This window comes from Acinetobacter populi (genome assembly GCF_002174125.1).
GTDB classification, from domain to species: Bacteria; Pseudomonadota; Gammaproteobacteria; order Pseudomonadales; family Moraxellaceae; genus Acinetobacter; species Acinetobacter populi.
Map to the genome: position 1 here is coordinate 361,946 of NZ_NEXX01000003.1, position 15,161 is coordinate 377,106.

Genomic DNA, 15,161 nt, shown 5'->3' on the forward strand with positions numbered 1-15,161 from the left:
TTTAGGTCTGTTGGTAATTCGGCAGAATTGCTCTGGTGAATCCGGATCTTCTCCTACATCGCAGTTAAATATCAAAAACATATATGAGCATTTAGCAGACACAAAAAAATCAGCCTAAAGACTGATTTTTTACTTCAACATGATTAAATCTTGGGATCACGTAGCTCAATACTTCTTTGTGACAATTTCATCAAACTTTCACGCGCCGTTTCAATCACTACAGGCAATACGGATTGCGCCATTTGCGCTGCCTGTAAACTCAGTTTTTCACCTAAAGTCGGTTTTTTCCGAGTATTAATCACATAAATATCATGCTGTGGTAAATGTTCAAGCAAATAGGCATCCGAAGTTTGCAATTTGTCTACCAGTTTTAACTTCAATGCATCTTCACCATACCAATGTTCACCTGTTGCAACATCACTGACATTTAATTGTGGGCGATAGTTCTCGACAAAATGTTTGAATAATTGATGAGTTTGTTGCAACTCCTGTTCAAATTTGGCTTTGCCCTCTTCTGAGTTTTCACCAAAAACCGTCACAGTACGTTTATATTCACCTGCGGTAAAAACTTCATAATCAATGTTATGCTGTCTTAATAATTTATTGAAATTGGGTAATTGTGCCACAACACCAATTGAACCCAGAATTGCAAAAGGTGCGGCAACAATCTCGCTGGCAATACATGCCATCATATAGCCGCCACTCGCTGCAACTTTATCTACGCAAATGGTGAGATGAAATCCGGCATCACGTAAACGAACCAATTGTGCCGCAGCCAAGCCATAACCATGTACCACACCGCCCGGACTTTCCAGACGCAATACGATACGATCCTTACCTGCTTTTGCCGTAGCCAGAATCATAGTGATTTCTTCACGTAACTGCTCGACTGCACTGGCCTGAATATCACCTTTAAAATCTAATACAAAGATTTTTTTATTATGCTTTTTGCGTAATACCGCCTCTTTTTTTAATTGCGCCGCAAATTGTAATTGTTCGATCCGCCCCATTGTACTTTGTGCAATTCGGCGACGTTGTTGTTCAACACGACTATTCAGATGAACGATACGTAATTCGGCAGGTAATTTCGGTAAATGAAATAGCATATAGTTTTTATTCCAGTATTCAATGAGAACCAATTTCACTAACATGAGGGTATTGGCATTAAAATTCAACTTGATTTATGCAATTTATTTGCAATCCTGTCAATATTTGCGCCAGCGTCCTCACCATAAGCACACAAACAGAATAAGGTCTGATCTAAAATTATTCACCGTTTAAAAACTCAAAGTCTATGTTATAGTAGCGCAAAGTTTTGTTTTGAGTGCATTATTTGTTTTATCGTAGTGGCATACTGCTTGGTTTCTTTGCAGTATTTTTGCAAATTGCTGTTTTTTTACAAGCGTTGCTACCCGTGCAATATCAGATTTCACCCATCTGTGAAACGATCTCACGCGCCCTATCGATTGAGCAACAGCATACTCCGCAACATTCATCACATCATGTCAGTCTAAGTGATCATTCACAGCATCAACTTAGTACGTCTTCAACTATACATGACGGTCATCATCATGATATTCATCACCAATGTCAGTATTGTACGGTCTATGCCAATCTGGTTTTGCCACCTGAACTTGGGGTAAAAGAAGTTCTGGAGCGTATTCAGGTTCGTTTATTGCTGTTTAAACGCACACTGGCGCATGTTTATTTTGCCTTACAACGTCTCTTTCTCTTACCACAAGGACGTGCCCCGCCTGTATTTGCATAAATTTAAATACGTTCTTTGATTAAAGGCCTATGCCCTTTAATCCCGTTAAATTTATGTTTGAGTACAATTATGCTTACGTTTTTTAGATTACAACCGCTTACGGCTGCAATTACACTTGCTTTCAGCTCGACTCTGGCGATTGCACATTCAGAGCAACAGGATGAGCCAACCCTACAACTTGCACCCATCGTGGTCACTGCCCAAAATGAATATACAGAAGCCAATGGCTTAATGATTCATGCTGACCCAAAACAGCCAATCCAACCCATTCCTGCCAGTGATGGTGCCGCATATCTTAAAAGCATCGCAGGTTTTAATAGCATCAATAGTGGTGGTACCAATGGTGATATTACATTCCGTGGACTGTTTGGTTCCAGAATAAAAGTTTTGACCGATGGCAGTGAGAATCTAGGTGCTTGTCCAAGTCGAATGGATGCACCAACTTCTTATATTTCTCCCGAAAGTTATGACCGCATCACCGTCATTAAAGGTCCACAAACTGTTGCTTATGCCAATACAGGATCTGCGGCAACGGTGATGTTTGAACGCGATGTGCCCCGTTTTGATGCTGATAAACCTTATCAAGGACAAGCCAGTGTTGTGATCGGCTCATTTGGGCGGATAGATCACAATGTAGATGTTGCTGTAGGAAATGACCATTTTTATAGCCGATTGAATGCCAACCGATCCAAATCGAATAGTTATCAGGATGGTGATGGAAAAACTGTACCTTCCGCTTGGGAAAAATGGAATGCTGATCTAACACTAGGATGGACGCCAGATACAGATACGCATGTCGAACTCAAAGCAGGAAAATCCGATGGCGAAGCCGAATATGCTGGACGCAGTATGGACGGTGCCAAGTTTGCTCGGGAAAGTCTTGGCCTTGGTTATACACAGGAAAATTTAGGTCAATATTTTAAAAAACTTGAAGCACAGATTGACTATAGTTTTAATGATCATGTCATGGATAACTTTAGCTTACGTGAATTTACACCATCTGGCGGTATGTCTATGCCAATGTCCAGTAATGTATCCCGTAAAACCATAAACGCCCGCCTTGCAGGGACTTATGACTGGCACAAACTGAGCATCAAGTCGGGGGTTGACCATCAATATAACCAACATGCCAGTCGCAGTGGTATGGGCAATAGTTATATCGATGCTGGACGTAGCAAGGATATGCAATTTCAGTCCTCTGGCATATTTACTGAAATAAGCTATCCATTACATCCACAATACCAACTGGTCACAGGTATTCGTGCCGATCATATAGAGGTTAAGGATCTACGTGAAGCATCCAAAATCAGTGGCTACAATACCAAACTTGCAAAAACACTGCCTAGCGGCTTCATTCGTCTAGAAAGTGAAAATTCTGATGCAACACTGAAAAGCTATGTTGGACTCGGCTATGTAGAACGTATGCCCGATTATTGGGAACTCTTTAGCCCGGTACATGGCAATGCAGGTTCAAGTAATACTTTTAATGGTGTAAATCCTGAAAAGACCACCCAGCTCGATCTTGGCTTGCAATATGAGCAAGGCGCATTGCGTGGCTGGACCTCTATCTATGCTGGTGTAATACAGGATTATATTTTGATGAGCTACCATCAGCATGCGATGGGTTCAATGAGCCATGGCATCAGCGCAGGGGCAAAAAATGTTGATGCACGTATTGCCGGTGCAGAAGCAGGTCTTGCTTATCAATTTACCGATCGTATTCTAGCCGATGCCAGCCTTGCTTATGCTTGGGGTGAAAATCATAGTGAACATAGCGCATTAGCCCAAATCGCCCCGCTAGAAGGTCGCTTTAACTTAAGATATGTTGCAGATCGTTATAGTCTGGGTGCATATTTACGTGCAGTTGCCAAACAAAACCGGATTGCCTACCATCAGGGAAATATTGTCGGTTATGATCTGGCAGAAAGTAAGCGTTTTAGCACACTGTCATTCAATGCTTCCTATCGTTTAAATTCCTCCGTTGATTTATCCGTCGGTATCGATAATGTATTGAATAAAACCTATGCAGAACATCTAAATAAAGCCGGTAATGCAGGTTTTGGCTATGCCAGTGAGGAACAGTTCAATAGTATTGGACGTAATTACTGGACACGCCTTAGTATGAAATTTTAACAAAAGGCTTAACAAATAACTTTTGGGTGGATGGGCTAAGCATGCCACAATCCGCCTAGATTTTTAATGACTTAGATTCACATTTCAGGATTTATACTTTAGGTGAAAGATATGAGTAACGAAAACCTCGCCTCAAAATCAATATTTGGATGGAAAGGTGTGATTATTGCCTGTGTACTTGGCTCAATCTTTATGGCAATCCTATATCTTGCCATTAGTAATGAACCAGATTATATGCCAAGTCAACAGCGCAAAAAACAGCAGGAAATGCAGATGCCGCAACAAGATGCTGCGCAACAACAAAGCTCTCATACACATTCTGCTACAGCATCAGAGCATAACCATTAAATCATTATTGCTTTAAATTTTACTGTACTGATAAAAATCAAATTGTTAAAGCGCTGATTCATCAAGTAGCGCTTTAATAAATTGTATTTTAATAGAGCCTGTTGATTTTTTATGATAAAAAAAGCTGGATTCTGCTTATTACAGAATCCAGCTTTTAGTTTATGTTACTTCATCAATCCAATGTCTTTAATCAATGAAGCAACATTTTTGCGCTGAACTATTTCAAACTACAACCAAGTCTTTTAAAACTTAGTGTGCTGCAAATTGGTTCATGGTGTTTTTGCTGTCATCACCCGCTTTAAGCGCTTGTTCACCAGCAAAGATTTCTTTGTGATCATCACCGATGTCTGAACCAGCCATTGCTTGGTGTTTCACACATGCGATACCACCACGGATTTCTTTACGTTGAACGCCAGCAACATAAGCCAACATACCTTCATCACCGAAGTAACCTTTCGCAAGCTCATGTGTAGAAAGAGCAGCTGTATGGTAAGTAGGCAGAGTGATCAAGTGATGGAATACACCTGCTTCACGCGCAGCATCTGCTTGGAAAGTACGGATCTTGTCATCAGCATCAGCAGCCAATTCAGAATCATCATACTCAGCACTCATTAACTTCGCACGGTCATATGCGGATACGTCTTTACCTTCAGCAACCCAACGATCATAGGCTTGTTGACGGAAGTTCAATGTCCAGTTGAATGATGGAGAGTTGTTATAAACAAGTTTCGCATCTGGAACTTGTGCCTTGATATCATTTACAAAGCTTGCAATACCTTGAACGTCTGGTGTTGGTGTTTCGATCCAGATCATGTCCGCACCGTTTTGTAAGCTAGTTACACAGTCAAGTACAACGCGGTCATGCTGTGTGCCTTCACGGAACTGATACAAGCCAGAAGCAAGGCGTGTTGGGCGATGTAATTTACCATCACGTTTGATCAGGATTTCGTCTTCTTTAGCATCAGCGATGTCAATTTCTTGCGTATCTAAATAGCTGATGTATTGAGAAGCCAAATCACCTTTCTCTTTAGATACAGGGATTTTTTGAGTTAAGTCTGCACCTTCAGAGTCAGTACGCGCAACGATTACACCGTCATCAACACCAAGCTCAAGGAATGCATAACGTACTGCATTGATTTTTGCAAGGAAGTCTTCGTGTGGCACAGTTACTTTACCAGCTTGGTGACCACATTGTTTCGCATCAGAAACCTGGTTTTCAATCTGGATTGCAGCAGCACCTGCTTCGATCATTTGTTTAGTCAACAAATAAGTTGCTTCTTCGTTACCGAAACCAGCATCGATATCGGCAATGATTGGTACAACGTGAGTTTCAAAGTTGTCGATTTGAGATTCGATTTCTTTTACTTTTGCAGCATCACCAGCAGCTTCAGCTTTTTGTAATGCACGGAACAAATCATTTAATTCTTTGGCATCAGCTTGACGTAAGAATGTATAGATTTCTTCGATCAATTTAGGTACAGCAGTTTTTTCGTGCATAGATTGGTCTGGCAATGGACCGAATTCTGAACGAAGTGCAGCAACCATCCAACCAGAAAGGTAGATATAACGCTTAGATGTTGTACCAAAATATTTTTTGTTGGCAATCATTTTTTGTTGTGCAATGAAACCGTGCCAGCATCCTAATGATTGAGTATATTTGCTGTGGTCTGCATCGTATTCAGCCATGTCTTTACGCATGATAGCAGCGGTATATTTCGCAATGTCCAGACCAGTGTGGAAACGGTTTTGAACAATCATACGTGCCGCATCTTCTGGGCGGATCGCATTCCATGTGCCACCTAATTTGTTTTTAACGGAGCGTACGTGCTCTAAAGCTGATTGATAAGTCATGATATATTCCTGCATTTTATGTTAGGATCATCGATTAAAAGTTGGTATTTAGCGACTGCAAAACACCCTGCTTTTGTATGAAACACAGCATAGTAGTAGTCATTTCATTAATCCAATATTCTACCTTGATTTTCAGTATTTATTTAATAAATGCTATGATCACAACCAAAACATATTTAAATACAAATTAATTAACTATTTGATTAAATTTAATTTTATTGAAATATTTTTCTCACTCAAAATTTATTTTTCTCGAAAAAAGAGCCTAAAAAACCTGTTACGACTTATGTCTAATGGTACTTTATCTCTGTGAAAAAGTGGTTTTTCACCCTATATTGTGTATTTTCTCGGCTCATTTCCCTCATCAGACATTTTTTTAATTTATATGCATACAATCATTTAGAAATGTGGCATAATTCACTTAATTTCAGGACGTTATTTTGTGGTATTCTTTAGATGAATCTTGAGCGGGTCGATCTCAATTTATTAATTTATTTAGACGTATTATTACGAGAAAAAAATGTTACGCGTGCCGCCGAGCAACTTGGCGTAACCCAACCGGCGATGAGTAATATATTACGCCGTTTACGAACCCTGTTTAATGACCCTTTACTCATTCGCTCTTCTGAAGGTATGACCCCAACCGAACGTGCACTGGAATTACAGCCACGTATCCGTGATGCCCTATCAGATCTATCCATGATTCTGGAACCTCGTACCGAGTTTCGTCCCTATACTTCAAACCGTGTCTTTCGCATCATGACGTCTGACTATGCAGAAGCAACATTGGTGCCACGCCTGATTAAGGCTTTACGTTCCGAAGCGCCCCATGTTGTTCTTGATTTTCTAACGCCTAGCGATGTCTCCTATCGAGATATGGAGCAAGGAAAAGTTGATCTCGCTATCAATCGTTTTAATGAAATTCCACAAAGTTTTCACCAAGTGCTGGTATGGCGCGACAGTTTTAGCTGCTTATTAAATGATAGACACCCTGCTGTATCACATCTCAATTTAAAAACCTATCTGGATGCCCAGCATATCTGGGTGTCCAAAACAGGTATGGGTGTTGGTTTCGGGGTAAATCCGGAAAAACAAGCCGGCTTAGGCTGGATTGATCAGGCACTGGAACGCATCGGGCAAAAACGCAAAATTTCGGTATTTACCCGGCATTATCAAATGCCTGCGCTATTGGCACAAAATGTCGATCTGATCGCTACGTTACCGTCACGCATAGCACGATTACAAGCCAATAATTCTCGTTTGGTGATTAAAGATCCACCTTTTTATATTCCAGAATTTGAATTAAAAATGGCATGGTGCCCTTTATTACATCATCACCCCGCACATCGCTGGTTACGTCAGTTAATCCTATTTGTTGCACGGCAAATGGTCGAAGAGGAAAAACGTGAATTTTTGGCGAATAATAATAGTCCTGTACCGCCTTATTCACACTTCTAAAAATATATATCTACACACTCTCTTCAAAGATAGGGATCCTGATCATCCCTACCTTTGATTTTTTGATATTTTTTATACTTCCAATAAAAATTTCGAGTACAATACTCAGAACAAACCCTAACTTTCAAATCTATTTTAATTTTTTGTATCATCGATCAGATACAGGTGTGAATCAAAAATTATTTTCAAAAGATCGGATTTTAGAAGATCAGTATCTTAAGATACAAATACTCCATATAGGTGTGATTCGTGAGCTTATTTCAAAATATCATTGTCATTATTACATTGATAATCGGCGCAGGATTTCTGTCTCTTTCGGAAATTGCCCTTGCGGGTGCGCGAAAAATTAAGCTAAAACTATTGTCCGAAGCAGGTGATGAACGGGCAACAAAAGTTCTTAAACTTCAGGAAAACTCTGCGGACTTTTTTGCTGCGTCGCAAATTGGTTTAAATGCTGTGGCAATTCTTGGCGGGATACTGGGTGAAGCAGCATTTCGCCCTTATCTGATGGGTTTTGTGGAACGCTTTTATAGCGGTCCATGGGCCCAAACCATTGGTTTTATGCTTTCTTTTACCTTTGTCACATCTCTTTTTATCCTATTTGCCGATCTGATGCCCAAACGTCTGGCAATGATTGCGCCAGAAAAAATCTCGATTGCTGTCATTAACCCCATCAGTATTTTTATCAAAATCTGTAAGCCACTGGCTTGGGTGATTAATGCGATTGCCAACCTGATCTTTCGTTTGCTTAAAATCAATACCACGCGTGATGACAATATTACCTTTGATGATATTTCTGCAATTGTTGATGCTGGCGCACAGGCTGGTGTACTCCAGCAACAGGAACATCATTTCATTGAAAATGTGTTTGAGCTTGAGGAACGTACAGTTCCATCAAGTATGACCACGCGTGAAAATGTGGTGTATTTTACCTTAAAAGAATCAGAACACAGTATTCGTCAGAAAATCGCAGAATATCCCTACTCCAAATTTTTGGTGTGTAATGAACAAATCGATCAAGTCATCGGTTATGTCGACACCAAGGATATTCTGGTTAAAATCATGAATAATCAATCCTTTATTCAACTGAATGAATCTATCATACGCAATGTTTTGATTATCCCTGATTCTTTGACATTATCTGAGCTACTGGATCGCTTTCGTGCCACCAAAGAAAAACTGGCTGTCGTCATCAATGAATATGCGCTTGTTGTGGGGGTAATCACCCTGTCAGATATCATGATTACCGTGATGGGTGACTGGGTTACCCCAATAGATGAAGACTTACAGATTATCAAACGTGACGAAAATTCCTGGCTCATCGATGGTTCAACACCAATTGAAGATGTCAAACATGCGCTGGATATTGAGGAATTCCCGGAATGGGAAAACTATGAAACCATTGCAGGTTTTATCATGTATCGCTTACGCAAGATTCCGCGTCCTGCCGACTATGTCGAACATGAAGGTTTTAAATTCGAAGTCGTCGACATTGACCATTATAAAATTGACCAGCTATTGGTCACTCGTCTGACAGAACAATTACCGGCTAATTCAGCGGAAGAACAGGATCGGTAAAGTGTTACTGGAGATTGTCGATCTGGCTATCAAGTAAGCTTTTCTCAATCGCCAACCAGTCCTGTTCAACCTGACTAATAATTTCCAGACGATTATCCAGTCCGGCATGTGCCGCAAAATCAATCTGAAAATTTGCCGGAATGGCATTAATATCAATCCAGCCTTGGCTGGTATTGAGTTTGCCTTTGATTCGTTCGCAGTGTTTGAGTTGCTGTAGACTTGATAACAGTTGATCTGCATCAAATTGCCACGATTTAGGTAAATGCCAGCCGGCAACAATATAGGCTTGTTGTCCGAAAACCTGTTTTTTAGAAACATAGTGATACGGCAGTGTTTTAGGCTCGGCCATTTCTGTCTGGCTTAAATTCTGATGTTGCTGGATTAACAAAGATTGTTTTTTCATCTGCACAGCAGTATGCAATTGATCTAGTTGTGTCAATGCAATTTGGCCATGATCAATCAAAAACCACTGCTTATCCACCTCAGCATATGCTTGTTTTAAAAATGCCAGTTGCTGTTCATCCTGCGCCGACATTTGCTGATGATAGGACACCAATACAATATCCGCCACATCAATTTGCTGTAAGAAAATCTCATGCTGCTGCCAGAGCTGCTCATGCAATCTATGTCCATCAACTACTGTGACCACCTGACGTAATGACAAACTGGTCTGCCAGTGTACCTGACTTAGTTGATCTACCAGTTCTTTAGGATGTCCCAAACCTGTAGGTTCGATAAACAATCGTGTCGGTTTAAATTCCGAAAGCAGTCGAGCCAGTGCGATTTGCATGGGTAATTGTGAGGTACAGCATAAACAACCGCCTAATACTTCTTTAACTGCCACACCATTTTGCTCGGCAATCCAGGTCTGATCGATGCCAATTTCACCAAACTCATTCATTAGTACTGCCCACGTTTCATCTGCGGGTTTCTGACTTAATAGATGTTTTAATACCGTAGTTTTACCAGCACCTAAAAAACCGGTAATAATATGTGTAGGCACCGCTTGAATTTTAAATTGCATTACTTCTGGTCTTATAAATCTGAAAAATAAGTCATGATGTCTTGGTAAATCAAATAATTTTCCTGATCATAACAGACAAAAATGATCTGCTGAATACATGTTAAATGATGCAATTGTTTCTTTACCGCAGTAAGTGCAATTTTTGCTGCCTCTTTTTTGGGAAAATGATAGACACCGGTACTAATATTTGGAAAAGCAATACTGGTACATTTTAATTTTTCTGCAAGCTCAAGGCTGCTCACATAACATTCTGCCAGAAGCTTTTCTTCTTCATTGTTGCCACCCTGCCAGATTGGCCCAACAGTATGAATCACATATTGTGCTGGTAACTTCCCTGCACCTGTTGCAACTGCATGTCCGGTACGACAGCCACCCTGCTTTTCCCTGATCATTTTACATTCATCGAGGATTTCTACCCCGCCAACACGGTGAATGGCACCATCCACACCACCGCCGCCCAATAATGAAGAATTGGCAGCATTGACTATGGCATCAGCTTTGATTGTGGTGATATCAGCCTGAATGATTTCAATGTTTGGCATAAAACGCTTATCCTAAATCTGGTAATTTTTCTTTCTGTATTATTTATTCTCTTTATGGTTCATCAAAGCACCCCAGCCTGCAATTAAACCACCTAGACCTAATCCCAAAAACAAATAACCCAGAATAGACGATGCGTCATGATAAAGTGCGTAACCACCTACAAGAATAAATACCAATAAAATCAATACCAACAGTATCACGATCCATGGACGTGTTTTTTCTGTACTCATCACCAATTACTCTGACTTGTTTATCACTAGTGTCACATAAATCCATGATGAGATAAAGTCTTAAACAATTATCACATGTAAATGATTGAAATTTACTTTTGTATATGATAATTATTAGCATATGTAAACAACTTTATCATTCCAAGGTAGACTATGACATATCAACTTCCCCCACTTCCATATGCTTACGATGCATTAGAACCGCATATCGATAGTAAAACCATGGAAATCCACCATACCAAACACCACCAAACCTATATTAATAATATCAATGCGGCCATCGAAGGCACCGAATGGGAAAAATTGCCTATTGAAGAACTGGTTGCCCGTGTTAATGATGTCCCCGCAGATATTAAAAATACAGTGATCAACAATGGTGGCGGACATGCCAATCACAGCCTGTTCTGGACAGTAATGGCACCAAATGCTGGTGGCAATCCTACCGGAAAAGTTGCCGGAGAAATTGACAAGTATTTTGATAACTTTGAAGCGTTTAAACAAAAATTTATTCAGGCAGCCCTGACTCGGTTTGGTTCAGGATGGGCATGGTTATCCGTGACTCCGGAAAAGAAATTGGTTGTGGAAAGTTCTGCCAATCAAGATAGCCCATTAATACAGAAAAACACCCCTATTTTAGGTTTGGATGTATGGGAACATGCGTATTACCTAAAATATCAAAACCGTCGTCCGGAATATATTGCTGCATTTTTTAATGTGATCAATTGGGACGAAGTAAACCGCCGCTATCAAGAAGCGCTGGATCAAGTGAATTAATCGAATGGATAAACATTAGTGAATAAGGATTCTAATTAAATGGAGAATATGATGATTACGATGCAACAATTACAACGCTATAAACAGCAACTACAAAAATACCGCTATATTCTGGGTGCTTTTGTACTGGCTATGGGCAGTTATTGTTTAGTGTCTGCACAACATCTTATTTTCTAAAGATACGCCCTGTTGTACTGCGATCCTAAACATTGATTTGTATTCAAATCAGGTTTGATCAAAGTACAACAGGTTAATTGTGCCTGACAATTGATGAATTGATCACCAATTTTTATCATTGGATACTAATTATTGCTGCATCAACTGTTTTGCCTTGATAAGCAATTCTTCCTTACTTTCGATATGTGCAGGATCGGGAATAATACAATCAATCGGACAAACCTGAATACAAGTCGGTTGATCATAATAACCAACACATTCGGTACATAAATCCACATCAATTTGATAAACTTTTTTGCCTTCAGAAATCGCCTGATTCGGACATTCTGGTTCACACATGTCGCAATTGATACATTTTGAAGTGATCAGCAAAGCCATAGCATTATCCACATGCCTGTACAGCAATACGATCCAGATTGGAAACTTCCGGCAAAAACCGCATCAATAAGGCATATTCAATGGCAATACTTTGCTCAACCGGAATTTTGACAATATGTCCATCACCTTTTGCATCGGAAATTGGCCGATGATTTTTATCCAGCATTTCTTCTAACACAAATATATGATTGCCTTGTGGTGTCATCAATTCCAGTCGATCTCCCAATAAAAACTTATTTTTTACTGCAACACGGACATAATCACCGTCACGATCCAGAATTTCACCGACAAATTGCTGATGAAAACTGCGAGATGACCCTGTTTCATAATTCTGATATTCCTGATGTACATGTCGACGCAAGAAACCTTCGGTATAGCCACGATGTGCCAAACCTTCCAGTGTGGTCATCAATGTTTGATCAAAGGGTTTTCCAGCGACAGCATCATCAATGGCTTTACGATAGACCTGTGCTGTGCGAGCGCAATAAAAATAGGATTTGGTTCTTCCTTCGATTTTAAGCGACTCCACGCCAATGTTAAGCAAGTGCTCAACATGCTGCACAGCACGAAGATCTTTTGAATTCATGATATATGCACCATGTTCATCTTCATCCATTTCCATCAATTCCGGTTTATCACCTTGTTGTAGTAATACCGGTTCAATTTTTTGTGCAGAAGATTTTTGTATGGAGGGTTTCAATACCACTTCACCGGTTTCATTTTCCTGTGCCGGATGAACCTGATAATCCCAACGACAAGCATTGGTACAAGCCCCCTGATTGGCATCACGCTTATTCATATAACCGGACAATAAACAACGACCGGAATATGCCATGCACAAAGCACCGTGCACAAAAACCTCAAGTTCGATATCCGGAACGTGAGTATGTATTTCGGCTATTTCCTCAATCGACAATTCCCGAGAAAGAATCACTCGGCTAATGCCATAATTTTTCCAGAATTTTACCGTTGCCCAGTTCACTGCATTGGCCTGTACCGATAAATGAATCGGCATATCGGGAAAATTCTCTCGAACCATCATGATAATACCGGGATCAGACATAATCAGTGCATCTGGCTGCATGGCAACCACGGGTTCAAGGTCGCGAATAAAAGTTTTTAATTTGGCATTATGCGGCTGAATATTTACTACCACATAGAATTTTTTCCCCAGCGCATGCGCTTCATCAATGCCAATTTTTAAATTGTCATGATCAAACTCATTATTACGTACACGCAAACTATAGCGTGGTTGCCCGGCATACACCGCATCTGCACCATAGGCAAAAGCATAACGCATATTTTTTAAAGAACCCGCAGGAGAAAGTAACTCAGCCATTTAAATAAAACCATAAATAGAATATGGTTTTATTTTACCTTATATTGTGAGATGAATTCAGTATTAGGCGAAAAAAACCATATAAAAATTATGGATAAATCGAATACAGCCTATTGATACTTTGTAAATAGATTTATTAATCTCGAAATTTAAGCAAGAATGCAGTCATATCATGCCTTCAGCTCTGCTTTTACATTGTTTTTATAACCGTTATCAATAAAAGAGATTGGTACTTTATGTTTTTTTTCCTTAGAATAAGCAAAATTTTCACCAAACTGAATATTGGATAGCTGTCGCCATGACCTTTGTCGTTACTGAAAACTGTATTAAATGCAAATATCAAGATTGTGTAGAAGTTTGTCCTGTTGATTGTTTTTATGAAGGTCCCAACTTTCTGGTCATCAATCCGGACGAATGTATCGACTGTGCCCTATGTGAGCCAGAATGTCCTGCCAATGCAATCTTCTCCGAAGATGAGCTGCCCGAGGGACAGGAAGTCTTTATTGAAATCAATGCAGAACTTTCTCAAACCTGGCCCAACATTACCCAGATTGGCGACCAGCCAGAAGATCGAGAAGACTGGAATGGCAAACCAGACAAATTGAAATTTCTGGAACGATAATATCATCATAAATTTGAGGGTTATGGCTGTTTTAACCCTCAACATACGTTTGTTGTACATTTTTTTGCAAAGTACATTTTGTATCTTTCTCACTTTAGCCATAAACTATAAAAATGACGCAAATTATAGCCCCCATTAAATTTAAAAATACTGCAAAGTGCTTTTTACTTCTCAGTTTATGTCCATTCATATTATCTGGATGTACCACGACATCAACTCAGCCAATGCAGAGGTTGCCAGAGACTGCCCGAAAAATCATTATCAACCCGCAGCAACCACCGCAAGCCCCGGCACAGCAAGTCTGGTTACAACAGCCGCCAGCAAATTATCTGGTCTGGTTAAATCAAAGTGATCATAAAGAGCGTGTACAGCAATACGAGAAATTTTTAAAAGAAAATCGTGTCAACACTGCTGTGCCTACTTATCAACTATTGCGTAATGCAAGAGACTGGGCAAAATGTGGTTATGCACCCTATTCGGTACCGACACCAGAACTTTGGCAGAATTTATTACCAACATTAAAAATCCTGCAATATTTAGTCGATACCAAAGTCCTTACAAATTATGAAATTACATCAGTTTATCGGGATTATTCATTAAATATTTGTGCAGGTGGTGCAGCAGGTTCCAAACATGTACACAATGCAGCAATCGATTTTCGCATTGGGCCGGAACAACCCACCCAACCTGAAGATATTATCCTGATTGAAGATACCAAAATTAAATTATGTAATTTCTGGACCCAACATGGTCAAACTCTCAATATGGGTCTAGGTGTTTATGCTTCTGGGCAAATTCATATTGATACGCAGGGCTACCGTTCATGGGGACCGGATCATACCAGCAATACGTCAATGTGTCGTAATTATTAAGAAAATCTCTTCTTTAAAAAATAATCCTCTCAATAAAGCTGATATCTAAAAATAATCATCTTATTC

General features: G+C 39.9%; 16 protein-coding genes. 9 read left to right on the forward strand and 7 right to left on the reverse strand.

Going from position 1 to position 15,161, the window contains the following annotated elements:
• Window positions 1-143: 143 nt before the first annotated feature.
• Entirely contained in the window at window positions 144-1,106 is a 963-nt protein-coding gene (gene sohB, locus CAP51_RS10815) for a protease SohB (protein ID WP_087620763.1), read from the reverse strand.
• A 227-nt stretch (window positions 1,107-1,333) separates the two neighbouring features.
• Here sohB and CAP51_RS10820 point away from each other — a divergent pair, with 227 nt between their 5' ends.
• The 3 genes from CAP51_RS10820 (at window position 1,334) to CAP51_RS10830 (ending at window position 4,249) form a co-directional block, all read left to right on the forward strand.
• A complete protein-coding gene (locus tag CAP51_RS10820; protein ID WP_087620764.1) occupies window positions 1,334-1,768 on the forward strand; it encodes a DUF2946 family protein in 435 nt (144 codons plus the stop codon).
• 69 nt (window positions 1,769-1,837) lie between these two features.
• Complete coding sequence (locus CAP51_RS10825; RefSeq protein WP_087620765.1) at window positions 1,838-3,901, forward strand: TonB-dependent copper receptor; 2,064 nt, start codon at window positions 1,838-1,840, stop codon at window positions 3,899-3,901.
• Window positions 3,902-4,012: 111 nt separating this feature from the next.
• Window positions 4,013-4,249: a hypothetical protein gene (locus CAP51_RS10830; protein ID WP_087620766.1), complete on the forward strand. Its 237-nt coding sequence runs from the start codon at window positions 4,013-4,015 to the stop codon at window positions 4,247-4,249.
• 249 nt (window positions 4,250-4,498) lie between these two features.
• On the opposite strand, the gene CAP51_RS10835 is transcribed toward CAP51_RS10830, so the two are convergent.
• Complete coding sequence (locus CAP51_RS10835; protein ID WP_087620837.1) at window positions 4,499-6,103, reverse strand: isocitrate lyase; 1,605 nt, start codon at window positions 6,101-6,103, stop codon at window positions 4,499-4,501.
• A 453-nt stretch (window positions 6,104-6,556) separates the two neighbouring features.
• Here CAP51_RS10835 and CAP51_RS10840 point away from each other — a divergent pair, with 453 nt between their 5' ends.
• On the forward strand, window positions 6,557-7,558 hold the full coding sequence (locus CAP51_RS10840) for a LysR family transcriptional regulator (RefSeq protein WP_087620767.1): 1,002 nt from the start codon (window positions 6,557-6,559) through the stop codon (window positions 7,556-7,558).
• 249 nt (window positions 7,559-7,807) lie between these two features.
• Window positions 7,808-9,136, forward strand: coding sequence for a polyamine export protein PaeA (gene paeA / locus CAP51_RS10845; RefSeq protein WP_087620768.1), 1,329 nt, complete (start codon window positions 7,808-7,810; stop codon window positions 9,134-9,136).
• Between the two features lie 4 nt (window positions 9,137-9,140).
• Here the strand turns inward: paeA and CAP51_RS10850 are convergent, their stop codons facing one another.
• From CAP51_RS10850 to CAP51_RS10860, 3 genes are read right to left on the reverse strand one after another with little or no spacing between them, the layout of a single operon-like run.
• Window positions 9,141-10,160, reverse strand: coding sequence for a CobW family GTP-binding protein (locus CAP51_RS10850; protein ID WP_087620769.1), 1,020 nt, complete (start codon window positions 10,158-10,160; stop codon window positions 9,141-9,143).
• A gap of 11 nt (window positions 10,161-10,171) precedes the next feature.
• Window positions 10,172-10,702 carry an O-acetyl-ADP-ribose deacetylase gene (locus tag CAP51_RS10855; RefSeq protein ID WP_087620770.1) on the reverse strand — a complete coding sequence of 177 codons (531 nt, stop codon included), beginning with the start codon at window positions 10,700-10,702 and terminating at the stop codon, window positions 10,172-10,174.
• Window positions 10,703-10,741: 39 nt separating this feature from the next.
• On the reverse strand, window positions 10,742-10,933 hold the full coding sequence (locus tag CAP51_RS10860) for a hypothetical protein (RefSeq protein WP_087620771.1): 192 nt from the start codon (window positions 10,931-10,933) through the stop codon (window positions 10,742-10,744).
• A 153-nt stretch (window positions 10,934-11,086) separates the two neighbouring features.
• Between CAP51_RS10860 and CAP51_RS10865 the strand changes: the two genes are divergently transcribed.
• Complete coding sequence (locus tag CAP51_RS10865) at window positions 11,087-11,707, forward strand: superoxide dismutase (RefSeq protein WP_087620772.1); 621 nt, start codon at window positions 11,087-11,089, stop codon at window positions 11,705-11,707.
• A gap of 51 nt (window positions 11,708-11,758) precedes the next feature.
• Window positions 11,759-11,884, forward strand: a complete 126-nt coding sequence (locus tag CAP51_RS17610; RefSeq protein WP_281249264.1) for a hypothetical protein — start codon at window positions 11,759-11,761, stop codon at window positions 11,882-11,884.
• A gap of 129 nt (window positions 11,885-12,013) precedes the next feature.
• On the opposite strand, the gene CAP51_RS10870 is transcribed toward CAP51_RS17610, so the two are convergent.
• Together CAP51_RS10870 and trhP are read right to left on the reverse strand one after the other, a co-directional pair.
• Window positions 12,014-12,262: a YfhL family 4Fe-4S dicluster ferredoxin gene (locus CAP51_RS10870; protein WP_087620773.1), complete on the reverse strand. Its 249-nt coding sequence runs from the start codon at window positions 12,260-12,262 to the stop codon at window positions 12,014-12,016.
• 4 nt (window positions 12,263-12,266) lie between these two features.
• Window positions 12,267-13,601 carry a prephenate-dependent tRNA uridine(34) hydroxylase TrhP gene (trhP, locus tag CAP51_RS10875; RefSeq protein WP_087620774.1) on the reverse strand — a complete coding sequence of 445 codons (1,335 nt, stop codon included), beginning with the start codon at window positions 13,599-13,601 and terminating at the stop codon, window positions 12,267-12,269.
• Window positions 13,602-13,899: 298 nt separating this feature from the next.
• Between trhP and fdxA the strand changes: the two genes are divergently transcribed.
• Together fdxA and CAP51_RS10885 are read left to right on the forward strand one after the other, a co-directional pair.
• The gene (gene fdxA, locus CAP51_RS10880) at window positions 13,900-14,223 is read left to right on the forward strand and encodes a ferredoxin FdxA (protein WP_087620775.1); all 324 of its coding nucleotides are present in this window, start codon (window positions 13,900-13,902) and stop codon (window positions 14,221-14,223) included.
• Window positions 14,224-14,336: 113 nt separating this feature from the next.
• Window positions 14,337-15,095, forward strand: coding sequence for a D-Ala-D-Ala carboxypeptidase family metallohydrolase (locus CAP51_RS10885; protein WP_213062688.1), 759 nt, complete (start codon window positions 14,337-14,339; stop codon window positions 15,093-15,095).
• Window positions 15,096-15,161 lie beyond the last annotated feature (66 nt).